This is a genomic window from Aeromonas molluscorum 848 (assembly GCF_000388115.1).
GTDB lineage: Bacteria > Pseudomonadota > Gammaproteobacteria > Enterobacterales > Aeromonadaceae > Aeromonas > Aeromonas molluscorum.
Genome location: NZ_AQGQ01000042.1, coordinates 1 through 24710 on the forward strand (window position 1 = coordinate 1; position 24710 = coordinate 24710).

The following is a 24710-nucleotide window of genomic DNA, read 5'->3' on the forward strand; positions in this document are numbered from 1 at the left end:
GGCCACACAGCAAGAGGTTGATGCCCAGGGTGAACGGCTGGCAAACGCCCAAAGCAAGCTGACAGTTCATACCGATGAGCTGAGTTCACAGGCGCAGCGTCTTGATGGATTGACCGCTCAGGTCAAGCAGGGGGATGAAACGCTGCAGGCGAGCATTACCGATCTCGCTCGGGTGACAGCGGAGAGTGATCGGGTTACCGCTCAGCGAGTCAGTGGGCTCGAGGTGAGAGCGGATGATTCAGAGGCCAAGATCCAGGCGCTCGAGGAGATCATTGAGGATGACGGCGGCATCACAGCCGGTCGCTTTGATTCCATTACCGCAGAGCTTGACCTGCAGCGGGGGCAGGATGATGACAATGCATCAGCCACCATAGAGGGCGCCCTGTCTGGTGATGAGCGGGATCGGGAGAGTAGAAAAGCATTTGGCTCCATCCGCACCGAGCAGAAGGTGATCCTGACTGAGCAGCAGGCTCAGGCCCAGCGCATCACTGACATGAGTGTGAAGTTTGAAGCGAAGGATGCCACCACCCAAGCCAGGATCTCATCCGTTGAGAAAGTGACTTCGGATGCAGACTCCGCGCTTTCTCAGCGCATCGACAACATGACTGCCGACTATAAAGATGGCGATGCCAAGACTAACGCCAGTATCAAGGCGTTGGAGCAATCGAGCGCGTCAGCTGATGAGGCGTTGTCTCTACGGCAGGATCAGCTGGTCGCCAAGTTATCGACTACTACTGCAGAGCTTGCCGCAAACATCACCCAAGAGGAGTCGGCCCGGGTCACCGCTGATGAGGCGATATCGAAAAGGGTAACCGAGGTGGTGGCCCAGTTCAGCGGCGAACTTGAGGAGTCCAATGCAAGGATCGCGGCCGAGGAGCTGGCAAGGACTACCCAAGATGAGGCGCTGGCCCAGCAGATTCGCACTGTCGATGCCGAGTTCAAGGCTGCTGATACGGCGCTGACTGCATCACTTTCCGAGTCGAGCAAGGCCCTGGCGGATGCCGACAAAGCGCTCGGTGAGCGGATCAGCACCATTGATGTGAAGGTCGGAGAGAACACCGCCAGCATTACAGAGCTGCAGCGTGTAGTGATCAGCAATGAAGAGTCGCTCAGCCAGCGCCAGGACAAGATGGAATCCGAGTTTGATGTCGGGGCTATCAGTCAGGTGGAAGGCGCGCTTGCTGGCGATGAGCGCGACAGGGAAAACCGGAAGGCTCGAGGTGTCATCCTCCAGCAACAGAGCACGCTGGCCAACCTGCAGGAAGCACAAGCTCGAACGGTCGAGCAGCTGACAGCCGAGTTCGGCGCTGCCAATGCAGACCTCAAGGCGCAGATCACCAATGAGCAGCTGGTTCGGTCCACGGCCGATGAGGCCCTGTCTCAGCGGATAAGTGTTGTTGATGCGGAGTTCAAGGCGGCTGACAAGGCTACAAATGCAGCTGTGGCGGATGAGGTCAGAGCGAGAAGCGATGCGGATAGCGCTCTTGCTGAACGGTTATCCACGATGGATGCGGAGCTCAAAGGGGTAGATCAAGACCTGAGCGCCAGCATAGATGAAGTCTCCAGGGTCAGCACCGCGGCAAGCAAGTCGATTGCTGAGCAACTGAGCCAGGTGAAGGCTACCGCTGAATCAGCAGGCAACGCCGCCGCCGGGGCCCAGGCCAGTGCAGACGATGCGAAGCAGGGGGTTACCCAAAATACCGCTGCCATCAATAGCGAAACCAAGGCCAGGGCTGACGCAGATTCCGTTCTGGCCAGCCAGGTCCAGCAGGTGACTGCAGACTATAAGAGCGCTGATAGCCAGCTCCAGGGGCAGATCACGACCGAATCGAAGGCCCGTGCTGATGCCGATTCTGCCATCGGCGATCAAATCAATACCGTCTCAGCGGTGGCGAACGGGAAGAATAAAACATGGCGGCAATCGACGGCCCCAAGCGCCGGAATGGGAACCGGTGACCTGTGGTTTGATAGCAGCAACAATAACCGTCCGTATCGGTACAGTGGCACAGCCTGGGTGGCTACGGATGATCCACGAGTAGCCAGCACGGCTGCAACTGTGCAGACCCACAGCCAAGCCATATCTGACTTGATGAATGGTGCCCAGGCGATGTGGACCGCGAAGGCGAGTGCCGGGCAGATCACTGCAGGGATCGGGATTATTGCCAAGTCTGACGGCACCAGCCAAATCGCGTTGTCTGCCAGCCAGGTGTTTGTGTTCAACCCAAACAGTCCGAACAAAACGGCCCCGCTTTTTGCGATAGACAGCGGGCAGGTGGTCATCGCCGAGGCCATTATCCGCAAGGCCACTATTCAGATCCTGAAATCAGAGAAGATCACCGCCGATTATGTGAAGGCCGGCGTGAGCCTGTCAGCACCCTTCATCAGTGGTGCGGTTATCGACATGGGCAACAGCTACATGTCAGGAGGGGCTGCTGGCTTTGGAAAAGGGGGACCATATGGAGGTTGGTCTTGGACGTGGCACACCATTATTTACGCTGACGGCAGTATCCATACCAATCGATTGAATGCCGATGGTGGAAATATCAAAAATATGACAGTGCGCAACTGCACAATTGAGCAGGATTGCGTTGTGAAGGGGACTGTCTACGCAGACCGGATAGTTGGTGATGTATACGTTGCCAGAGACTATGCCTGCATTACGCACAGTAAACAGGTTGGTCCAATTATTGTGTGTACTATAAAGGTCAACCAGCCTGTTGGGTTTGCCAGGACGCTCACTATTCCTGCATTAGCGGGACTTGTAGGATGCTCTGTCACTGCTTCGGGGGGCGGCTCAGCCCCTATATCGAACTCTAATACGACGACAATGCAGGTGACAGTGTTAATGGATGGGGTCGTGGTGAAAACGCTGACCGCAACTGCGTCGGCTTATGCGACGTCTAATCCGTCTTCAGGGCCGGTCACAAACGTAAGTGAAGTTGGCACAATCATTGGTGACATCACTATTCCCGCCAATCGTGAGCCATCAATAACAATCAGGATTCAGAGGATCCGCGGTGATGGGTGGGTCCGTAGTGACCCATCCCAACACGGGCGAGTTGTGATGTTCAAGCAAGGGGGTTCTCTTTCATGAGGGGATTAGCCCGCATAGCATCCGATACCAACAATCCAAATATCTCCACTGAACTGCAAGACGCCATCCGTAACAGGGTGGCGTTTTTGTTTGTACGCGGCGCAGATGGTTTTGTTCTGAAACCAGTAGTGGAGCAGGGCATTACCGGGGTTCTTGTGTGGGTCGGATGGGGTGATGGCGGAGCGCCGGAGCGGCACCTGCCAGAAGTGAAGCGGTTGGCCCGCCTAATCGGAGCTCGCTGGCTACGATTCCACTCCGCGCGCAAAGGGTGGCTCAGGGTAGCGCCAAGAATGGGGTGGGTACGTCAGCCAGACGATGCTGATGGCCTGTATGTATTTCAGATCAACCTGTGAGGTGGGGTGATGGGTAAGGGCGGTTCAAACGAGATCAAGGAAACCGAGGCCCAGAAGGCTGCGGCAGATGTCGCTATGGAGCAGTGGGACATCTACAAGAATGACCTGCAGCAGTATGAAGACATCTTCATGGACAAAGTGGATGACCTCAACGATGAGAAGCAATACGCCAAACTGGCCGGGACTGCGGCGCTGGGTACTGCGCAGGCCTTTGGTGAGGCTCGCGTTGGTTTGTCAGACAGCCTTGCTGCAGGCGGAGTTGATCCAACCAGCGGGAAGTACCAGGAGGCAATGGGCGCACTGGAAACAGACCAAGCTTTGAGCCAGACCGATACTACCAACCGGGCCCAGTCCAGCCAGCAGGACAAGTTTGTGGCTGGGCTCAGGGACGTGGTGAGTATCGGTGCTGGTCAGAAGGCGGAATCCCTCGCGGGCATGGGGGATGTGGCAAGCACCAGCCTTCGCAAGGCCACCAGTGATGCCCAGACATCTTTTCAAGATAAGCAGGCAACAGCGGGCTTGGTTGGCACCTTGGCCGGCGGTGCTACTGCATACGGCCTTGGGCAGATGAAGGCCCCCGTTGCTGCTGATAGCAAGAAGATCAGCCCCACGGCATCTGTGCTGCAAAACAAAGGTTATTAAGGGGTAAGTCATGGGATATGCCGCAGACAAATTCGCCACGATCACCAGGGAGAGCTATCAGGACTGGAAAAACCGGTTCTACCCGAAGCAGCAAGAACTCATGGAGCTGGCAACAAATGGCCAGTTGCTAAGGGATCAGCTTGGTCGGGTGGACCAGAACAACCAGCACTCCCTCGCTGCAGCCAAGCAAGCTACCGATAACCGAATGGCTCGAATGGGGGTGGCAACAAGCCAGAGCGCCAACGATAACAGCCAGGGTTTGCGTATGGCCCTAATGACGGCCGGGACCGAGAACGGGTTGCGTGAGCAAGAGCAGTCCCGCCAGATGGGTATTCTGACCGGTGCTGATGCTGGGCTGCGTGAAGCAATCAAAACAGGGGGTAAGGCCTGATGGGATACGGGATTCTGGATATTGGTGCCCAGACGCGCCAGCAGGGCATGGCTGGCCTACGAGATGCAGCCAATAGAGAGTCAGAACTTGAGGCGGCCAACAAGGGCCTCAAATCTGCTCGTAAGGCCCAAACCATGAGCGCCGTCGGGACTGGCGCAGCAGTTGGCACGATGGTGATGCCTGGCATCGGTACTGCTATTGGTGCGGGCGTAGGTTTTTTGGCAGACAGTCTGTTTTAAGGGGGAGTAGATGGGTGTTTCAGGATTAGCAGAAGGCTTTCTGGCTGGCTTCAATACGATGGACCGGTATCAGCGTGGCCAGAAAGACGACGAGCGCATGGATAAATCAATGAGCCTGCGCGATGCCCAGTGGCAGAACGAGCAGGACCGCCAGAAGGTTGCGGATCAACGGTATCAAGAGAGCGTTGATTACGCCAAAGAGCGGGATGGTCTTGGGGATGCCCGCTACGAGAAAGAGTTCGCGCTTAATGAGCGGCAAGCAAAGTCGGCCGAAGCTCGGGCAAATGCGGCTGAACGTCGGGCTTCTGCTGGCGAGGCTCGCCAACAGCAGGAATATCAATGGCAGACTGAACAGCGAGACAAGCAGCTATTCCAACAGGAAAACATGCCGATCATCCAATCTGGTTGGCAGGCGGTTTCAGAAGGAAAGGACCCTGGGCAGCAGTTCTGGTCTATCGTGCGAGACAAGCGGGCGGGCTCATTCAATCCGGAGCGGTACCTCGAGCCGGAATATGCAGAGGCCGGCAAGACCTTTGTGACCTATGCCGGCAACTTGGTGCGTCAGGCTCAGGATGGCAAGCTGGATCCCTCAACCCCAGAAGGGCATGCGCTCATTAATGACCCGACGTTTATCAAGGCTGCGGGCACTATCTATCGGGACGAAGTATCCAAAGGGGTGGGAGATATCGACCCGGAGAGCGGTAAGACCATCACTGGCAAAGAGCTGAGCAACATCATGGTGAGCCCTGATGGGCGTGGTGTTGTACTGGGGGTCACGGTTACTTATGACGACGGCAGCACCGATGTTCGACCCGTTACTGGAAATCGCACCTCATCACCTGATGATCACCCCAAGGTGATACCCATCAATGACTTTTTAAAGCCAGCTTACCAGCGTGCAGCCCTGGCAAAACACATGGTTGGTAATGCTGATCAGTTGCGCACCTCACTTGGACTGACTGCAGGCCCAGACCTGGCAGGATACAAGAGGGCGGTGACCGACCTTGAGAAGCTGCATGGCCAGAACCGGGCGCGGATCTCGGCCAGTAATGCGGAAGACAAAGATGTCCAGCTGGAGGCGCTGGACGCCCAGCTTGAGTCGAGCAAAGCCGCCGCAGCTGACACGCATGGCATGACCAGTAAGCGTGAAGAGCCGGCGGCCGGAGCTCCCATCAAAGAGTGGACTGGTGGTGATCCTGACCGACTGCAGTTCATCAAAGAGGCAAACCAACATGGCAAGCTCAATGGTCTGCTCGAGAATCCCACCAGAATGAATACCGCTTTTGAGATGTGGCGCCAGCAGGCGGTATCACAGAAGAAAGCAGAACAAGCAACGGTGACCGCCACCCGACTGCGTGATACAAAGACTAATGCATATTTAGCAATTACTAAAAAGTAGATGTAACATCAGCTTAAGTCATAATCAAATACAGGAAGCTTTCGTTCTATGTATTCTTTTAGTCCATTTACGTTATCAGTTTCAATATTTAAAGTATTTAATGCCTGATACATTTCATCTAACCCAACTTGAACATTAACATGTTCATCTTTTGTCCTGCAGAATGAATATAGTTTCAGCGTTATTGACATAAGTACACCTAAGTGGAGTATTCCATTCATTACATCTAAATGTTGAATTTTATTAAGATTGCTAGGCTGGTAATTTGCTAAAGAATTTTTCAGCCTATGCTCGTGAATAGGTAGCCATAATACTATATGTGAGAGAGCATCTACTGTTTCAGGAGGCGATAATTTAATGCATGTTGAAAAGCCATCCCTATACTTTGTTGGCATTAAAGGTAGTTTTGTTAAGTCTGGCTGAGGGAATGGTTCTATAAATTTATCTTTTTTTGCTAGAAAGTGCAGTAATGCAGCACATGAGATATAATAATCATGTAATTCATTTAATGATTCTGATAAAAAAACTTTTGCTGCAATTAAGTCTCTCTGACGTTGCTTTTCACTCTGATACATGGTTGTTGCTAATGCAATAATACTTGCTAATAATGCGAGCATTCCAGCGTTAAAGCTTTGCCAGTTACTCCAGATTTTCTGTACTAAGAGAAAATCAAATTCAGTGTCGATGAAGGGGCATATGAACATAGCTATGAAATATATCAAAAAAATCATAATGAAAATAAATTTCACTATCTTGCTGGAATAAAGTTTAGTGATGGTTTGAATGCTGCTCATATTATGCACAATGTTTTTATCTGAGGTGGGCATATTCTAATAATATGAATATGCTTGCAACAAAAAACACTTAACGTTAGCATCTCCCCATAGTCGGCCAGTGTGTTTATTGGCCAGCACTCCCCAATTCAAGCCCTGAACGGTTCGCCGTTCGGGGCTTTTCTTTTGCCCGAAAGCCGAGGACACCATGGATAAGCCTGGACTGCGTGACGCCCTGCCACAGCCGCAACAATCCGACACCCGTAACGACCAATTTTGGGGCGACCTTGATAGCAGTCTGTCTGCCGTATCTTCCGCCCCGTCCCTCTCCACCGCTGCCCCGGCTCGCAATCTTGATGTGGGGCTCGGCGATCTTGCTCGCGGCGTCGGTGCTGGCGCGCTGGATCTGGTAGGGGGGATCGGTGAGCTGGCCGGTCAAGCCAGTGCCTTCGGCAAAGAGAATGCCGGCAAGCAGGGGGGCGACTACCTGGAGCAAGCACGAGCAAACATGGCCAGCAAGCTCAGCCCGGTGCTGGACTTGGTTGCCGGGGCCGGTGATCTGGCTAAGTCTGGCGCCGAGTCCCTGACCGAAGGCATGAGCTCTGATGCGAAAGAGGCCATGAACCGCCGGCTTGTTGATGAAACACCGGAAGGTCGTTTGACCATGGGGGACGGGGCGGGTGATATCGATGTCTGGGCCATGAAGATGGCACAAGGGGTCGGTTCCTTGGTGCCAACCCTGCTTGCCGGTGGCGTGACAGGGGTCGCTGCCAAGGCAACCCTGGGCCGGGCTGTGACAGCATCCATGATCAAGCGTGGCGCAACGCAGCAGGTGGCAGAGGCAGTGGCCGCCAAGACCGTCTCCAAGCTTGCCACCGGAGCTGCCGTCACAACCGGTGCGACCGGTTCTGTAGGCAGTGCCGGGGTGAATGCCAAAGAGTCAGTGCTTGGCATGAGTTATGACGAGCTGGCAGCGAGTGACACGTTCCGCCAGGCATTCACCCGCATTGACCAAGATCAGCAAACCCTTCACCTCAATGACGATGAGAAATTGGCACTGGCCAGGGAAGAAACTGCCAATGTGGCCAGTCGCGCGACCATGAGCGATGCCAAGACCTGGGGGGCGGCAGCCATGGGGTCCATGATGGGTGACGCCATGCTGTTCAAGATGTTGGCAGGCAAGGCTGCAGCTGGCGGCATGTTGAAGGGCGCCGCCAAGGGGGCGGTGGGTGAAGGTGTTGGTGAAACTCTCGAAGAGGGTGTGCAGCAATATGCAGTGAATGAGGCGTTGAACGAGGTTGCTGCTGCCGACATCGACCCGATGAAAGGCGTGGTATCGAGCGCGCTGGAAGGTGGCCTTATCGGTATGGGGACGGGCGGGGCCATGGGCTCTGTCGGAGGTTTGCGGGGCGGCAAGCATGCCAACCAAGAAGAAGAGGTCTCGGCTGACCCACTCATCGAGCCCGCTACGCCGGTGATGGAGGAGGTAACCCCCTTGGCGGACCCCACACCTGGAGCGGATCCGCAACTGGCTACTGAGCAAGCGCAGACTGTGCAGCCTGATCTGGCCACTGCCGTGCATGGTCTGGCTGATCCTCAGCAGGCAAACAGTGAGCAAAACCCACTCGGCCCCAGCCCAAGCCAGTTCGACGAAATGAGGGACGTGCCTGCATACCTACGACAGGACGATACTGCCGAGCGGTTCAAGGGGATTGCCGAGGACAGTGAGATACAGCGGGCCTTGGCCGGAGAGTTTGGCCCATCAGTACAAGAGTTAGTGACCGCTCAAATTCAAGCTGGGCCTCAGGGCAAGAGCTTCTATGAGCAAGCTCAAGGGGGCGAGCTGGGGATAGATCCGTTTGCTGGCAACAAGAGTGCACTGCAGGTGGCCACCGAGAATCAGCGCCCTGCGCTACCGCTTAAGGATGTGATCTTTGCCGGTGATGCAAATGCCGCACGCGATGTTGTGCCGGAAGGACACTTCGACGACAAGCAAGCAGGGACTGGCCCGCAGTACCGTGGAGCTCAGCGTACCCGTTGGCAAAATGGGCAAGAGGGAGATATGTTGCCGGTTGAGTCGATCGAGCCTTCGGTTTCTGGTCATCTGCCTGGCGCTACGATCGAGGGGGAGGCCCGCGAGGTCGGCAGTGAGTTGCCATTCCGTGATGTGGTTTATGGGAAAGATCAACGTAGAAATCCAGATGAACCAGTCAAGGAGGACGTGCAACATGCTGCAGCGATAGGTATCCCACAATCAGACACCATATTTGCAGATGGCCCAGGCGCCGGCCCCGCTGATAACGCTGAGTACGCTAAGCCGCGTCTTTCCCGTGATCAGGTGGATACCGCCATGGGCGAGCAATCCACTCGTGATCCGCGTAGCCAGGTGGCGCGTGCCATCGAGCAGGCCGGTGGCGAGACTGACTCCATCTTCGGCCCGCTCCAGACCCTTCGTATTACCCGTAAAGGCAAGCCATTCGCCAGCGAGAAAGAGGCGGTAATGGCCAGCCGCAAGGGCAAGGAGACCCCAGTCCCCCTTAATGGCGGCGGTTTTGGGGTGGCAGAGATTGCTGAGGTGGAGCAGGCCAAGGCTATTACTGATGTGCAACCCGACGACACCAATGTCGCCGATTTAAGTCAACCATCTGATCTTCCGACTAAAAGCATCAGCAGAGAGGCGATTACAGCGCCGGTCCAAGCTGAGGCCGTTAAGCCCAAGGTACTTGCGTCCGCTATCGATACCGGCTACCGCGAGGTGATCCCCAGCAACCAACCACAAGCAGAGGTGAGCAATGAGCCCGTTACCCCAGTACCTGCAATCGGCAGTGAACGACAAGGTGATCAGCCTGGCGCAGGCGAACCAGCTGCAGCAGGCGCTGAACCAGCCCCTGCCGGACTCGCCGAGCGAGCTGGAGCCGGAGATCCGACAGATCTCGCTTCTGCTTTACCTGCACCAGATGGACCGCAGCAGAATGATCCAACACTGACAGCCCCGGCCACTGATGCCGGGGTTGCTGTTTCTGGGCCTACGATTTCGACGCCCTGGACAGAGATGGTCGATAACCCTGACGGGACCCTGACTTTGAAGGGGGAGGTGGCGGCTATCAAGCAGTGGGCCAAGGATAACGGGGTTAAGGCGATCCCCCGGCGAGATGGCATGTTGGTGGCCAAGCCGTCTGTGGCCAAGGTGCGTGAGTTAGCCGCACCTGTTGCCAGCGAACCGGCACAAAGGATCGAAGCCGCCCGGGTTGAGGTGGCGCTAGAGCCGACGGAGGCACAGAAAGAGGCGGGGAACTACAAGAAGGGCCACCTCAAGTTGCAAGGTCTGGATATTGCTCTCGAGAACATTAAGGGATCTATTCGCTCCGGCACCGACAAGGATGGCAAGCAGTGGCAATCGACCATGGCCCACGACTACGGCTATATCAAGCGCACCCTTGGCGCCGACGGTGATCACGTAGATGTGTTCATCGGTGACCAGCCGGATAGCGAGACGGTCTTTGTGGTGGATCAGGTGGACCCTAAGACAGGCAAATTTGACGAGCACAAGGTGATGATGGGGTTTGCCGACGAGCAGGCGGCCCGGGCCGGATACCTGGCCAACTATGAAAAGGGATGGAAGGGGCTAGGCGCGATCAAGACTATGCCAGTGGAGGAGTTCAAACGCTGGGTGAGGGAGGGAAATACAACCAAGCCCGTTGCCGCTGGTAAAACCGAGCCACCGAGCAAGATCGCAGATTTTGGCGAGAAGATTGGAGGAGCGCGCAAGGATACCTGGACGGCGTACCGCGACACTGTTGAAGGAGAGACAACTGAGCAGATAAAGGCATTGCCTTTATCCAAGGCTTGGCCAGCGCCAGCCTACGATAAGTTGATTGAGTCTGGGGTGGATCGCAATGCCGTTGCTATTGCTAGAGCTGCTCGCGACGCCATACCAGCAAAGCCTCGCGTCAGCTATAAGGTGGGAAGCTGGGCGCAGGCTGTGAAGTCGTTGCGCGACCTATCTCTTGGCCTAATGGATGGCACCATTGATGCCGACACGGCGAAGCGGGTGGTGTCGAGCGCCAGCCTGCGCAATGCCCATGCCATTCATAGCAGAGCAGAGCTTTATCTGGCTGTCGGTCACCAACGAAGCCTCGCCGATCTCGAGCTCAACCTGGGTAGTTACAGCCTCTACGAGGGAGTGAAATACGATCCCCCTAAGGGGATCTGGACAATTAGCAGAGAGAGTAAGTCGGGCGCCTTCGGCGGTTGGCCACGCATTATCGCATCCGGGTCTAGCAAGGCTGAGGTGATTGCTGAATTCAAGCGTCGTTACGACCAGTTGACGCAAGAGGGGAGTAAACCCAAAGCAATCGCGTTCGCTATCTACAGTCGCCGTCAGGGCCAAGGCTGGTTTGTCGGTAAAAAAGTCGGCCGTAACCACCTGGACCTGACAGAGGCATTTGAGAGTGCCAGCGATGCCAGAAAGTACCGGGATGAGCACTATGACGAGCTGGTCAGCAAGCTGGAAAAGGCCAAAGAGATCCCGCATGAACGCCGTGATATCAACCAGCCTCGAGTGGGTGAGGATATGCGAGGTGGGGCTGATGTCACGCCTGAGCTGTTTGGGCAGGCCTTTGGTTTTCGAGGCGTGGAGTTTGGTAACTGGGTTGAGCAAGGTCGTCGTCAACGAGATCTGAACCATGCCTATGATGCGCTGATGGATATGGCGGCGGTGCTGGGGATCTCGCCCAAGGCTCTGTCGCTCAATGGCGAGCTGGGGCTGGCGTTCGGCGCCAGGGGATCTGGTGGGGTTAATCCTGCCGCTGCACATTACGAGCATGGCAAGGTGGTGATTAACCTCACCAAGATGAATGGGGCGGGATCGTTAGGGCATGAGTGGTGGCATGCGCTTGATGGCTACTTTGCCAGAACCCGGGGCCAGCCAGGTGACATGATGACCGAGGCTCTGGACGTGTCTTTGGCTGCTCGGAATAGCGGATTCACCCATCGTGGCGCTGTTCGTAAAGAGATGATCGAGGCCTTCGGTGCCGTCAACCGGGCAATCAAGCAGACTGCCCTAAAGGAGCGGTCGCGCAAGCTGGATGACAAGCGCAGTAAGGCATACTGGACCACCGCCCGTGAGCTGAGCGCCCGGGCGTTCGAGTCGTATCTGATTGCCAAGTTGCAAGACCAGAATGCCAGTAACGATTACCTGGCCAATATCGTCAGCGAAGCGTCCTGGGATGCAGAAGCGGCGTTGGGTATGCAGCTTGATGGGAGTTATCCCTACCCGACAGCCGGGGAGATCCCTGCCATCCGGACTGGCTTTGATCAGTTCTTTGACACCATTGAAGAGCGTGAGGAGGGGGATCGCCGGATCCTGTATTCCAAGCAAGCCATGGCCCAAGGAGACAAGCCAGCCAAACACCTGACCAAAAAAGAAGCTGAGCTGGTTACCAAAACATGGTTCAAGCATTACCAGGGGGCGAATGGCATTGATGTGCAGATCCACGCCACACAGGCCGAACTGGAGCATGCGTTGGGACTGGCTGCCAAGGATGGCCTAATCCGACGAGCCGCCTTTGATGACGACACTGGCTCACTGCATGTGGCCGCCGATACGATTTCTGACCCCAAGCGGATGCGCGAGATCCTGCGCCATGAAGTGCTGGCCCACTATGGCTTGGCCAATGTGCTTGGCGATGGGGAATACACCAAGTTGATGAGCCGCCTGATCCAGTCCAAGAAAGATCCAAGCATGAAGGAGGTATGGGACTGGGTAGACACTCATTATGCCGATGAGGACATTGGTACCAAGGCTGAGGAGGTTGTTGCCCATCTTGCAGAGCTGGAGCAGAGCGCCTGGCGTCGTGGTTGGGATAGCGTGGCTGCTTGGGTAACTCGGGCACTGCGTGCTGTTGGTTTTGTGCCAGAGGGGATCACTGCTGCTGAGACGAGAACCCTTATCGAGGGGCTGGGCAAGAAGATGAAGCACGGCGGCCCTGATGATAGTGGCCCTGATGGCGGCAAGAAGTTCAGCCAGGAGGAGCAGCCAGCCAAGAAGGGCGGCATCATGATGAGTCAGACCAGCACGGCCGCTGACAAAGCCATGGAAAAGCTCAGCCTGGGGCCAAAGCCTGACATCATCGACAAAACCAAGGCCAATTTGGACAAGCTGCGGGAAGTGGATCGCGGCGTGGTCAAGTCCTGGGTGGACAGCTTCATCAAGAAGGCTAACACCGAGGTGCTCGATGCGTTGGCTCCCATCAAGTATGCCGAGGAGGCTGCAGGCATAACTGATGCGGCGGATTCCGGCTATGTGGCTGCACGCATGGCAACCGGGGCGGCTTCCACTATGCAGGCGACCATGCTCTATGGTCTGCCGGAGTGGAAGGACGGCGTGATCCAGCGCAAGGCTGGCACTGGCGAGAAAGATGCATTGCTCGGCATCTTCTCTGATCTGGGGAGCGACCTTCACAACTGGCTAGGCTGGATGGCTGGCCACCGGGCAGAGATCCTGCTGGCGCAGGGGCGTGAGAACTTGCTCGATGCCAATGATATTGCAGCGCTCAAGGCCCAGGGCAAAGGCAAAGAGGCCAAGTTCATGGAGGCAAAAGCCCGCTGGAATCGCCTCAACGCCGCCACCTTGGATCTGGCGCAGGAGGCAGGCCTGTTTACCCAAGAGGCACGGGCCGAGTTCGAAAGTGAGTGGTATATCCCTTTCTTCCGTGAATCTGATGATGGCGATGTGATCGCCCCATTCAAGCCGAGGGGCGTTGCCAACCAGAACTCCGGAATCAAGAAGCTCAAGGGGGGCGAGGCCAACACCAACGACCTGCTCGAGAACATCTTTACCAGCACCAGCAAGCTGATCGACGCCTCCATGAAGAACATGGCGGCCCAAAAGACCGTCTGGAATTTGGCAGAAACCGGCATCATCGAGGTTGTCGCCAAGCCCAACATGATGGACTGGCGTGCCCTCAAGAACGGGAAGGACCTGATCACCGTGAAGATGGAAGGGGAGGACTACATGATCCGGGTTGAGGATCCTGACCTTTATCGGGCCATGACCTTCTTTGATCGCAAGCCTTTCGGCGCCATGGTCAACGTGGCTGCCAAGGGGAAGCGCCTGCTGACAGCCGGGGTCACTGCATCCCCCGAGTTCATGCTTCGCAACTTCTTGCGCGACTCCCTCTCCAGTTGGGCGATCAGCAAGGATGGTTTCAAGCCGGTGATCGGCTCTATCCGTGGGGTGAAGAAGACTCTGGCGATGGATGGTAGCACCATTGATGTCATGTTCAGTGGAGCCAGTTTCCTGGGTGGCTACGTCAACGGCAATGACCCGGGGGCGATGGCCGATACCGTGCGCAAGTCGCTGCGTCGCAAGGGGATGACACCGGAGCAGATCGCTCGTTATGAAAAGTCCATCATCCGCAATGCGGCACATGCCAAGGGCGTCGTGGCTGACGTGTGGGAGAAGTACAGCAGACTTGGTGAGGCGGTTGAGAACGGCAACCGTGAGGCTGTGTATGATGCAGCCATCAAGGCAGGCAAGAGCCACGCCCAGGCAGCCTTTGAGTCGAAGGACCTGATGGACTTCTCCATGTTGGGGGCGGCCCGCGGCATCCAAGGGGCCGCTATGGTGCTGCCATTCTTCAATGCCCGGATCCAGGGCTTGGGTAAGCTGACGCGCGAGCTACGCGACAATCCGCGCGAAATAGCGAAGCGTGCCGGCATGATCACCGCAATGTCACTCGGGCTGCTGGCTTCCAACTGGGATGATGAGCGGTATGAGGAGTTGCCAGATTGGGACAAGGATGCCAACTGGCATTTCTTTGTCGGCGATCAGCACTGGCGGATCCCCAAGCCGTTCGAGATCGGGGTGATATTTGGCACTATCCCTGAGCGCATGGTGCGAGCCCTGGGCGACAAAGACACCGGCGCCCAGTTTGGCAAGGCTGTGGCTCGGGCAATCGGCGATACCTTCGCCCTTAACCCGACCCCGCAGATCGTCAAGCCGATGGTGGAAGCCGCTTTCAACTATGACAGTTTCCGAGGTGGCCCCATCGACAGCCCGCAGGATCTGGCCGTACGTGCCGAGGCGCGCTACAACGAGCAGACCAGCCTGCTGATGCGAGAGCTGGGCGAAGTTTCAGGGTTGTCTCCCAAGCAACTGGAACACCTGGTGATCGGCTATACCGGTACCATGGGCAGCTATGTAATGGCTGCTGCCGACGGCATGATCCGTGCCGGCACACCAGGAGAATCCGCCAGCTGGCGCGCCGATGAGATACCTCTGGTTAAAGCCGTGTACCGTGGCACCGGACCGGCCAAGTCCACCCAACACATGGAAGAGTTTTACCGGATGCTGAACGAGGTGAACCAGCTAAAGCGCACAGTTGATCAGTACCGCAGCGAAGGGCTGACTGACAAAGCAAGCGAGTTGCTGGAGGAGCAGGGCGGGATCTTGAAGTCACGGCGCAGCCTGAGCCGTACTCAGCAGCAGGTCAGGGTGGTACGCAACAAGATTGAGCTGATCCAGCGCGACAAAACCATGGCAGCGGAAGAGAAGCGCCGTCGCATTGATGAGCTACTGGCCCGTCGGAATGATCTGGTTTATCAGGCGGTCAACATCAACATGCCAAACTGGGAATAGCGGCCCTGGTGAGGGATCGATGGCGGGAGTAAAATGAGGCCTTTTTCAGGGAGGTCTTGGCAATGTGGCTGTTACTTGCAATAGGGTGCATGGTGCTGGCGCTCAAGGTGTTCAGTTTCAGCTTCACACTGGCATTGATCCCTGCAGCGATCGGGTGTTGGTGTTTCAGCAAATCTGACAGAGAGAGTCTGGAGAACTTCATGGCTTTCGCATTCATCATCTGCCTGATAGGTTTTGCCCTGAACATCATCGTTAGCATCTGGTGATCCTGGGTTCGGTGCGATGACATGTCATTTTGATCAGAGGGGGCCGAGGTCCCTTTTTTAATACCCAAAGTGGTCCAAAAATGATAGATTCCCCAATCTTACTGTATGTCTATACAGTGCTTCACAGCCGAGAGGCTGAGAAAGAACGGGAGACAGTAGATGGAATCGCCACTAGGTGAACTAGAAGAATTTATCGAGACATTGGATCTAACGCCCCAGGAGGAGGAAAGATTCGAGCGTATTCTTGAAAGACTCCGCGATGGAGTTGCTGCGTTTAAACGCTGAAGGATTCGGATTGGCCCGCCACTGAGCGGGCTTTTCTATGTCTTGAAGGGGAGAAAAGAAAAAAGCCTGCATTTCTGCAGGCTTTCTAAATCTTGGATCACCGGTGGATCATTTCGGTTCCTGTTTCAGGCCAGTCACTGTCGCGATGTTTTCGCTAAGTGGCTGTTTTACCTCGTTTTGTCCTACCGCTGTCCTAGTTAAATTGGTGGAGCTGGGGGGATTTGAACCCCCGTCCAAAATTACTACATCCTCGGTACTACATGCTTAGTCACTCTTTACATTCGCCAACACGCTGCGGAGAGACACGCCACGTATTGACTAGCTCGATTGGTTTTAATGCTTCCGCCCCGAGCAGGACTTCCACACGATCCTGTGAAGGATGACCTTCCGATTCCCTAGGACACAGGCAAGCTAGGGTAGAAGGGCTCAGCGCAGGTTATTAAGCTGCGAGTGCGTAGTTTTCGTCGTTTGCGACTATTTTTTTGCGGTTTATTAACGAGGCCTACCGCACCTCGGCATGCACCTTGGGTTTCGTGAATCTTGTCGAATCCAGAATCAGCCCCAAGTTGTTAATTGGGATTGTACGCAAAAAACCAGCCATGGCAAGGCGTTGGCGGACAATGAATTAAATTGAGGCTGTGTTTGTCGATTTAATGATCGTTATTGCCCGCCAGGAGCTGGGAGAAGGTGAACCCCCGTCCAAAAAGCGAGCCACACAAAGCAACACGCCGAACCCATGGGCCCGGCGTGATGGTGAACAGGACACTCGGCTTGTCGCCTTGAGATCAGCCCAAGCGTTTGTTCTTCATGATGCGCGACTTCTCGCGATCCCATTCGCGGGCCTTGGTATCTTCGCGTTTGTCGTGCTCTTTCTTGCCTTTCACCAGACCGATTTCGACCTTAACCCAGCACTCTTTCCAGTAAAGGGCCAAGGGCACTATGGTGTAGCCCTGACGAGCGGTCAGGCTCTCGAGCCGGTCGATCTCACGGCGGCTGAGCAGCAGCTTGCGGGTACGAGTCGGATCGCACACCACATGACTGGAGGCGGCATTGAGCGGCAGGAAGCTGGAGCCGAACAGGAAGGCTTCCCCCTGCAAGAAGATGACATAGGCCTCGCTGATGTTGGCCTTGCCTGCCCGCAGGGATTTGACTTCCCAGCCTTGCAGCGCCAGACCCGCTTCGACTCTTTCTTCGATGAAGTATTCGTGGCGCGCGGCTCTATTGAGGGCAATAGTGCTGGACCCGGCTTTGTTTTTACTGTTGTTTTTGCTCATGACGGGCGCCTTCGGCGATGACTTGGAAGCCGCATTATACGTGGGTGGCGGCGGCTGTAAAACGCGCAGCCGCTCGAATGGCGACTTTATGAGCAGTTTCGGCGGTGATTTTCGGTGATATGGTGATAAAATCCCGGGGATTGGATGAGGAAACCCCATGCCCCGTATTACCCGTAGTGCTTTGGTGATGTTCAGTGCCGAGCAGATGTTCCGTCTGGTCAATGATGTGGATGCGTACCCCGAATTTTTGCCGGGTTGTGTCGGCAGCCGTGTTCATGAGAGCGGCGAGGATTTTATGACCGCCTCCGTGGATGTGGCCAAGGCGGGCATCGCCAAGACCTTCACCACCCGTAATCAGCTCGACACCAATCGCCAGATCAAGATGGAGCTGGTTGATGGCCCATTTCGCAAGCTGGCGGGTTGGTGGACCTTCACTCCCCTGGACGTGGATGCCTGCAAGGTGGAATTCGATCTCGACTTTGAATTTACTTCCAAGTTGATCGAGCTGGCTTTCGGGCAGATTTTCCGCGATCTGGTGGGCTCGATGGTGCTGGCGTTCTCCCAGCGCGCCAAGGTGGTTTACGGTGTCTGAGTCGCTGAGTATGCCGGTGGGCTATTCCCTGCCGGGCCATCCGGTGCTGTGGCGGGCCTCGTATGCCGCGTTTCAGGCGCTCTCTCACCGCGATAAGGAGATCCATGATGCCTGAGTCGCTCAATATTGAAGTGGTCTACGCCCTGCCGGATAGACAGACGGTGCTGGCGCTGCGGGTGGGGGCCGGAACCTGCGTGCAGACCGCCATCGAACAGTCAGGCATCCTGGCCAAGCACCCGGAGATAGACCTGGCGGTCAACAAGCTGGGCATCTACAGCCGCTTGGCCAAGGGCTCGGATCTGCTGCAGGATGGCGATCGCATCGAGATCTACCGACCGCTTACCGCCGATCCCAAAGAGATGCGCAAGAAACGGGCCGAAAAGGCCAAAGAGGAGGGGCGAGCCGATGTGGTGACCGGTGGCCGTCCCGATGTGCACCGCAAGCAGGACGATGCTGAATCAAGCTGATATCGGGTCAGCTGGCATGAAAAAGGCGCTTCGGCGCCTTTTTTGAGCGTCCTGACACCGCGAGCAGGCTGGAATGGCGGCACTGCTGCGTGGGATTCATATTACCTGCAACCGCTCGTTTTCCACCGTGTCGACCCCCGTATCCTGGCTGGCGAGGGCGATCATGGCGTGCGCCACCTGGCTTGCCTCGATGGCGCGCCAGCGTCTGAATCGTCCTCGCAGCAACGGCTTGCACAGCGGATAGATGAGCTGGATGAGCTGCTCTGACGTGCGCGGCGGCTGGCGATCGCCAAGCAGCATGGCGGGACGGACGATGGCGAGACGCGGCCAGGATTGCGCTTGCAGCTGCTGCTCCATCTCCCCCTTGGTGCGGGGATAGAGCAAGGGGGAGGCGGCATTGGCCCCTAGGCTCGAGACGACCACCAGTCGCTGACAATCGTGGCGCCGGGCGAGGGCGGCGAAGGCCAGTACATAGTCATGGTCGACCCGGCGAAACGCCTCATCGGAGCCTGCGCTCTTGCGGGTGGTGCCGAGGCAGCAGAAGGCAACATCGATGGGGGTGGGCAGCACAACCTCGTCCAGTCGCTCGAAGTTTACTGGCAACCAGTGTCGGCCGGGGGCGGCTTCCCCCGCGCTGCGGCACAGCAGAGTCAGTGAATGAGTCGAGTCGAGCTGGCGGAGCAGCTCCCGCCCGATTAAACCGCTGGCACCCGCTATCAGGATGTGGCTCAGGATGATCTCCTCAGAGTATTTGAGATGAGCCGTTCCCGGTCGTAGCACAGCTGCGTTGCCCCTGTCATCAGGATGGGGTTCATGCGATTTTCATTCACCTAAAACGAAACCGGCCTTGGCCGGTTTCGTGGGATATCAGAGCGGGGTGGTGAAGGCCGCAGGTAGTGGGAAGTCACCACTTGCCGTGGCCAGCCGATCGCCGACAAATTTCACGGTCAGCTCCTTGCGCTCCTTGTCGCCTCGGCCCGGTTGGAACTCATACAGATAGTACCAGGTGTCGGGATCGAAGGTGTCGCGCATCATGGGGGAGCCCAGCACGAACTCGACTTGCTCGCGGCTCATGCCTTGGCGCAGTTTGTCGACCTGCTTTTGTTCCACATAGTTGCCCTGAGGAATATCGATGCGATAAACCAGGCTGCAACCAGAGAGTGTGAGAGCGGTCAGTGCCGCGGCAATCAGGTGTTTCATCCGCATATCGAGTTCAGATCATCCATTCAAGTCTTTTTAAGCTCGGCAAATCATACCCACTCCCTTGGCGGAAGTAAAAAGCCATTGATCCATCAGCCAATAAAAAGGCCGCCTGCGCTCCTTTCGGTTTGCTAGCGATTGCCATGGCGGTGCGAAAAAGGGCGGCGATTTTCCTTGTGGCTCGTCCGTTGCGGATTGGCGGGGGAGCTGACATAGCATTGTCGTCGGAGTAGAAAGTGGGCAGCAATAGAGTCTTTAAGTTAACATTGTGGACTCAAGCATGTACCGACAGACTGGGGCATGACAGGGATTGCCAAGGTCAGCTTTCGGGCTCTTGGTGGAAAAACGTTTTCCAAGTAATTCATTAAGTTAGCAAACGTTTTGCATTGAATGTGTCACTGTCAATGCAAGGAAGTGTGAGTTGCTTCAAGGAATTGGAAAGCGCTTTCGACCATAGTTGGCGCCTCCCCAGCGAGGGGAGTGATAACGCTGAAAGTTCCATAAAGAATCATCTTAACGTGCGCCCTGACCATGTTGGTAGGGAGCAACCAGGAGTCCACTATGTCTGATGTTTTCCACTTAGGGTTGAAGAAGGCCGATCTGCAAGGTGCCACCCTGGCGATTGTTCCTGGCGATCCCGAGCGCGTGAAGCGCATCGCCGAGCTGCTGGATAATCCTGTGTTCCTGGCCAGCCACCGCGAATTCACCACCTGGCGTGGCGAGATGGACGGCAAGGCCGTGATCATCTGCTCTACCGGTATCGGTGGCCCGTCCACCTCCATCGCAGTGGAAGAGCTGGCCCAGCTGGGTATCACTACCTTCCTGCGTATCGGCACCACAGGCGCCATCCAGCCGCACCTGAACGTAGGCGACGTGATCGTGACTACCGGTTCCGTGCGCCTTGACGGTGCCAGCCTGCACTTTGCACCGATGGAGTTCCCGGCCGTGGCCGACTTCGACTGCACCACCGCACTGGTCAACACTGCCAAAGAGATGGGCTCCAAGCTGCATGTGGGGGTGACCGCCTCTTCCGATACCTTCTACCCGGGTCAGGAGCGTTACGACACAGTATCCGGCCGCGTAGTGAGCCGTTTCCAAGGTTCCATGAAAGAGTGGCAAGCCATGGGCGTGCTGAACTACGAGATGGAATCTGCAACGCTGCTGACCATGTGCTCCAGCCAGGGTTTGCGTGCCGGTATGGTTGCCGGTGTCATCGTCAACCGTACCCAGCAGGAAATCCCGAACGCCGAAACCATGGCGAGAACCGAATCTGATGCCATCAAGATTGTGCTGGGCGCTGCCCGTAAACTGATCTGATAGCAGCACACCGAGTGGGGGTGGGGGCCGTTGCGAAAGCACGGCCCCTATCTTTTTATGGGAATTGATAGCCGAGAGCCTCGATGGAATATCGCGGCTTTGGCGAGAACAGGTTTAGAAAGGGCAGTCGCAGATCGCATTGATTCGTTCACCGCTGAGAGGGTGATTGAAGCTCAGGCTATGGGCGTGAAGCATCAAGCGCCCGGCCAGGGCATGGGCGACGCCGCCATAGAGATCGCACCCCAGCATGGGATAACCCAGTTGCTGGCTGTGAATACGCAGCTGATGGGTGCGTCCCGACTCGGGGTGCAGCGAGACCCGGCTGATGGGGGCCGGGCTCTGTCCGTCATGGGGCCAATACTCTCGTGCCAGCACCCGATAACGGGAGCGCGCTGGCTTCCCTGCCAGGGCACAGATCTTCATCAGTGGAAACTGGGCCGGGTCCTTGGCGATGGGAAAGTCCATCACCCCCTCATCCTCGACCAGATGACCGTGGAGCAGCGCCAGGTAGCCCTTGTCGACAGTGCGCTCACTGAATTGGCGGCACAGGGCGGCATTGACGACCTTGTTGAGTGCAACCAGCATGAGCCCCGATGTGCCAAAATCGAGGCGATGAACCAAGGTGCAGCCGGGGAAATCCTGAACTAGCCGATAGTGAACCGAGTCGCGGTTTTGCGGATTCTTGCCAGAGAGGCTGAGCAAGCCGGAAGGCTTGTCGATAAGCAGCAGCGCGTGGTCCCGATAGAGGATGCGTATCTCCCCCTGGCAGGGCGGGGCGATGAAGTCGTCTATGATGGCGGGGTCTAGCATAGGCTGGGCGCTTGGTTCGAAGGGGATCGGGCGGGCATGATACACCCAGGTTTCCGGCTTGGCACGGCTTGCGGTGGGGTGAAGATGATGACGCGAGATGCGTCGGCTTCTGACCCAGAGGATGGACAGAGGTTGAGGCCCCATGGATTCTGTGACTGGAGCGCGGGATCCTGCTTCCCTGACTTGCTAAGGTATGAAAGGAGTGAGCCCGGGTTGAGCCTATGGGGCTGACATTGGATTGAGGAGGGCAGTGATGGACAAGGTGCCAATGATTTTACTGCTCTGCCTGCTGCTTGCGGGATGCAGCAGCCCGTTTGAGCGACTGTGGGCCGGGGTGGCCGAATGCCAGCTCGACAGCCTCTATCTCGATGCCAGCACCCTCAAGCCGGGTAATGCCGAACTCGCTCATTTTACGCCCTATAAGGTAGCCAATGGCTTTGCCTGGTATCGCACCCGCGAGACCCTGGGGGAGGTGCCCATCAGCGGTTTTCTGATCCCGACCTCGACCTTTGAGGTGCATGCCCTCTTCATCGATGCCCCCATAGCCAATGCCCGCCATCTCATGGTGACCCGCTACGGCAACGATTTTTCTGACGAGGCCAGACACAATGCAGGCGAGGCGCCTCTCTTGCTGCGCGATCCCAATAATCCCAAGCAGTCCATTCTAGATTGCACGCGGGACGAGAGCGGGGAAACGACGCCGGATGAGCCTCTGGCCCAGTAGTGTCGGGATGAGTGGTGCTTGCTACGCGGGGCCAAGGTCATACCTGCATGCGGGAGCCGCAGTTCAGGGATAGCCCAGCGTCTGCCTGATCTGGTCGATGTGGGCGGCGACCCAGGCTGGATTGATGGGGCCCCAGTCACTGATACGGTAATGGCCCTGTTGATGGCGGGCCCCCGGGGTTTGCTCGAACTCGCACAGCAGATCCAGTTCAGCCAGTGCTGAGAGGGTGTCCTGAGCCGTGCGTCTGGGCATGCCGGTGGCGGCCATGATGGCCACCACAGTGTCTGTGCCCGTCGCTATCAGATGAGCAAGATAGAGACGGCGATAGAAGCTGGTGCGGGTTTTGCTGACCCCTGCCGCTCCCTCTTTGCTCATATCTCATCCTCGACGCGCTCGAAGTAACGCCACAGACCGAGGGCAGATTTACCCATCACCAGCGCCCAGATCCCGAACCAGAACCAGCGGAAGAAGCTCCAGGTGGAGGCGCTGGCGTCGGTGGTGGTCTTGATTTTGGTGACGTTCGGGAACATGGAGAACATGTTCACCCGCCAGCCGTAAGAGGTGATGATGGCCAGTTTCTTCTCGAACTCCATGGATTTGGCCTTGGCCTGAACATCGGCGGCGTCAAACTTGAAGTAGAAGGGGAAGCCCCAGCCGGTATCTTCATTGCGAAACACCCGGATCTTCTCGCCTGGGCGCTCGGTATAGATGTAATAAACGTCAGTGGTCGGGCCATCAGCCGGGTTGTTCTTGCTGATGGGACCATCCTTGTCGGTACGCTTCACCTCGACCCCTGTGATGGTGGCGATGGTGTGCTCGGGCAAGTAGTAATCGAGCCAGGTGGCGGACAGCAGGGCGATGAGCCCCAGGGTTATAAAGGCGGGCTTCCTGAACTTCAGATTCATAATGCTCTCATAAGCGGGGCGTTGGCGTGCCTCTACCATACCCATATTTACCCGTCAGGCACAGCCCCCAATGAAACCAACTTGTAAATAGGCCGTTTTAAACAATAGCGAATGACGTCATGCATCGGGCGAGAGGCCCGCAGACGGGGCCTCGGCCTGGGCATGGCAACCGGGTATCACAACTGGAACTGGGCCAGATGTTTGCGTTGTTGTTCGGCGAGCTGTGACAGCTCGTGACTGGCGGCTGCGCTCTGACTAATGCCGGCGGCATTCTGGTGCACTATTTCGTAGATGTTGGTGATGTTGCGGTTGATGTCGGCGGTGACGCAGGACTGCTCTTCTGCGGCGGTGGCCACCTGGGCATTGGCGCCGTTGATCTGGGTGACCGCCTGGGTGATCCCCCTCAGCAGATCCTGCACCTCGGCGGAGAGGCGCTGATTGTGTTCAAGGATCTCGAGAGTCTCCTGCACGCCGTTGTTGGCTGACTGGGACTGGCTCTGCAACTGCTCGATGATCACCTGGATCTCCTTGGTGGAGTCCTGGGGTGCGGGCCGCCAGCAGGCGCACCTCGTCGGCCACCACTGCAAAGCCGCGACCGGTTTCCCCGGCGCGGGCGGCCTCGATGGCGGCGTTGAGCGCCAGCAGGTTGGTCTGCTCCGAGATGCTCTGAATGACCTCGATCACCTTGCCTATCTGTTCGGACTGGGACTTGAGCCGCGCCACCACGCTGGCGGCGCTCTCCAGGCTGCCCGCCATGCGGTCGTTGGCCTGGATGCTCTCGGCAAACAGGGCCAGTCCCTGCTCAACTCGGCGGTGGGCGTCTCGCGCCAACTCATCGGCCAGGGCGGCGTTGTGATTGACGTTGTCGGCGGTACTGGCCAGTTCGGTGACGGCGGAGGCGACCTGCTCGGTTTCGCTGCGCTGCTGCTGGGCATTGGCTTCGGACTGGGTCATGACGGCGGCCAGCTCGGTGGCGGCGGAGGCGACGTTGCCGCTGATGCCGGTCAGGGCATAGATAGTGCTGCCCAGCTGACTCAGGGTCTGGTTGATGTCCTTGGCCAGCTGGCCCAGCTCGTTGTTGCCTTCGGTTTTGGCGCGCACGTTGAAGCGGCCCTGGGCGACGGCATGCATGACTTCCTGCAACTGGCCGATGGGCTGGACGATGCGACCGGAGAGCCACCAACCGCCGCAAAGCGCTGCGATCAGAGTGGCTCCCATCAGCAGCAGGGTCTGCAACAGGGTGGCGCGATAGTGGGCCTGCTCCTGGGCGATCTCCTGCTGGGTCAGCTGGTTGATGTGGATCGACAGTATGTCTATCTGCTTGATCAGCTGCTCCCC

The 24710-nt window shown here is 57.0% G+C and carries 19 protein-coding genes, 1 other RNA gene and 1 pseudogene; 11 read left to right on the plus strand and 10 right to left on the minus strand.

Annotated elements, in window-relative coordinates:
- The 5 genes from G113_RS08270 to G113_RS08295 all read left to right on the plus strand — a co-directional run.
- On the plus strand, positions 1-3094 hold a 3094-nt coding region (locus G113_RS08270), incomplete at its 5' end, for a phage tail tip fiber protein (RefSeq protein ID WP_005898766.1).
- 362 nt (positions 3095-3456) lie between these two features.
- Positions 3457-4089 (plus strand): hypothetical protein, encoded by a 633-nt coding sequence (locus tag G113_RS08280; protein WP_005898769.1) that lies wholly within the window; start codon positions 3457-3459, stop codon positions 4087-4089.
- A 10-nt stretch (positions 4090-4099) separates the two neighbouring features.
- On the plus strand, positions 4100-4480 hold the full coding sequence (locus G113_RS08285) for a hypothetical protein (protein ID WP_005898771.1): 381 nt from the start codon (positions 4100-4102) through the stop codon (positions 4478-4480).
- Positions 4480-4719 carry a hypothetical protein gene (locus tag G113_RS08290; RefSeq protein WP_005898773.1) on the plus strand — a complete coding sequence of 80 codons (240 nt, stop codon included), beginning with the start codon at positions 4480-4482 and terminating at the stop codon, positions 4717-4719. The genes G113_RS08285 and G113_RS08290 overlap by 1 nt, the downstream gene beginning before the upstream one ends.
- A 10-nt stretch (positions 4720-4729) precedes the next feature.
- Positions 4730-6118, plus strand: a complete 1389-nt coding sequence (locus G113_RS08295; RefSeq protein ID WP_040319042.1) for a hypothetical protein — start codon at positions 4730-4732, stop codon at positions 6116-6118.
- 8 nt (positions 6119-6126) lie between these two features.
- Here the strand turns inward: G113_RS08295 and G113_RS20995 are convergent, their stop codons facing one another.
- On the minus strand, positions 6127-6912 hold the full coding sequence (locus tag G113_RS20995) for a hypothetical protein (RefSeq protein WP_152435992.1): 786 nt from the start codon (positions 6910-6912) through the stop codon (positions 6127-6129).
- A 187-nt stretch (positions 6913-7099) separates the two neighbouring features.
- Here G113_RS20995 and G113_RS21610 point away from each other — a divergent pair, with 187 nt between their 5' ends.
- Complete coding sequence (locus G113_RS21610) at positions 7100-15532, plus strand: LPD38 domain-containing protein (RefSeq protein ID WP_005898778.1); 8433 nt, start codon at positions 7100-7102, stop codon at positions 15530-15532.
- Here the strand turns inward: G113_RS21610 and G113_RS21335 are convergent.
- The 3 genes from G113_RS21335 to smpB all read right to left on the minus strand — a co-directional run bounded on the left by G113_RS21335 (position 15510) and on the right by smpB (position 17357).
- On the minus strand, positions 15510-15791 hold the full coding sequence (locus tag G113_RS21335; protein WP_161618906.1) for a hypothetical protein: 282 nt from the start codon (positions 15789-15791) through the stop codon (positions 15510-15512). The two genes, G113_RS21610 and G113_RS21335, sit on opposite strands and share 23 nt — an antisense overlap.
- A 495-nt stretch (positions 15792-16286) precedes the next feature.
- Positions 16287-16646, minus strand: a transfer-messenger RNA (tmRNA) gene (gene ssrA, locus G113_RS20510).
- Positions 16647-16868: 222 nt separating this feature from the next.
- Positions 16869-17357: an SsrA-binding protein SmpB gene (gene smpB, locus G113_RS08310; protein ID WP_005898782.1), complete on the minus strand. Its 489-nt coding sequence runs from the start codon at positions 17355-17357 to the stop codon at positions 16869-16871.
- Positions 17358-17514: 157 nt separating this feature from the next.
- Between smpB and G113_RS08315 the strand changes: the two genes are divergently transcribed.
- The 3 genes from G113_RS08315 to G113_RS08320 are packed head-to-tail and all read left to right on the plus strand — an operon-like array spanning position 17515 to position 18416.
- Complete coding sequence (locus tag G113_RS08315) at positions 17515-17949, plus strand: SRPBCC family protein (RefSeq protein ID WP_005898784.1); 435 nt, start codon at positions 17515-17517, stop codon at positions 17947-17949.
- A complete protein-coding gene (locus G113_RS21970; RefSeq protein WP_269077629.1) occupies positions 17942-18064 on the plus strand; it encodes a hypothetical protein in 123 nt (40 codons plus the stop codon). Before G113_RS08315 ends, G113_RS21970 begins: the two co-directional genes overlap by 8 nt.
- The gene (locus G113_RS08320) at positions 18057-18416 is read left to right on the plus strand and encodes an RnfH family protein (RefSeq protein ID WP_005898787.1); all 360 of its coding nucleotides are present in this window, start codon (positions 18057-18059) and stop codon (positions 18414-18416) included. Before G113_RS21970 ends, G113_RS08320 begins: the two co-directional genes overlap by 8 nt.
- A gap of 96 nt (positions 18417-18512) precedes the next feature.
- Here the strand turns inward: G113_RS08320 and G113_RS08325 are convergent, their stop codons facing one another.
- A complete protein-coding gene (locus G113_RS08325; RefSeq protein ID WP_040319045.1) occupies positions 18513-19148 on the minus strand; it encodes an NAD(P)H-binding protein in 636 nt (211 codons plus the stop codon).
- 135 nt (positions 19149-19283) lie between these two features.
- The gene (locus G113_RS08330; RefSeq protein WP_040319044.1) at positions 19284-19622 is read right to left on the minus strand and encodes an outer membrane protein assembly factor BamE; all 339 of its coding nucleotides are present in this window, start codon (positions 19620-19622) and stop codon (positions 19284-19286) included.
- Positions 19623-20177: 555 nt separating this feature from the next.
- Here G113_RS08330 and udp point away from each other — a divergent pair.
- Positions 20178-20933 (plus strand): uridine phosphorylase, encoded by a 756-nt coding sequence (gene udp, locus G113_RS08335; protein ID WP_005898793.1) that lies wholly within the window; start codon positions 20178-20180, stop codon positions 20931-20933.
- A gap of 114 nt (positions 20934-21047) precedes the next feature.
- On the opposite strand, the gene G113_RS08340 is transcribed toward udp, so the two are convergent.
- On the minus strand, positions 21048-21743 hold the full coding sequence (locus G113_RS08340) for an RluA family pseudouridine synthase (RefSeq protein WP_040319046.1): 696 nt from the start codon (positions 21741-21743) through the stop codon (positions 21048-21050).
- Between the two features lie 253 nt (positions 21744-21996).
- Here G113_RS08340 and G113_RS08345 point away from each other — a divergent pair, with 253 nt between their 5' ends.
- Positions 21997-22467 carry a hypothetical protein gene (locus G113_RS08345; protein WP_005898796.1) on the plus strand — a complete coding sequence of 157 codons (471 nt, stop codon included), beginning with the start codon at positions 21997-21999 and terminating at the stop codon, positions 22465-22467.
- A 63-nt stretch (positions 22468-22530) separates the two neighbouring features.
- Here the strand turns inward: G113_RS08345 and G113_RS08350 are convergent, their stop codons facing one another.
- The 3 genes and pseudogenes from G113_RS08350 to G113_RS08360 form a co-directional block, all read right to left on the minus strand.
- Positions 22531-22842 carry a winged helix-turn-helix domain-containing protein gene (locus G113_RS08350; RefSeq protein ID WP_005898798.1) on the minus strand — a complete coding sequence of 104 codons (312 nt, stop codon included), beginning with the start codon at positions 22840-22842 and terminating at the stop codon, positions 22531-22533.
- Complete coding sequence (locus G113_RS08355) at positions 22839-23372, minus strand: DUF1523 family protein (protein WP_005894322.1); 534 nt, start codon at positions 23370-23372, stop codon at positions 22839-22841. The genes G113_RS08350 and G113_RS08355 overlap by 4 nt, the downstream gene beginning before the upstream one ends.
- Before the next feature lie 176 nt (positions 23373-23548).
- Positions 23549-24710: pseudogene (locus G113_RS08360) on the minus strand (methyl-accepting chemotaxis protein); the annotation flags it as partial.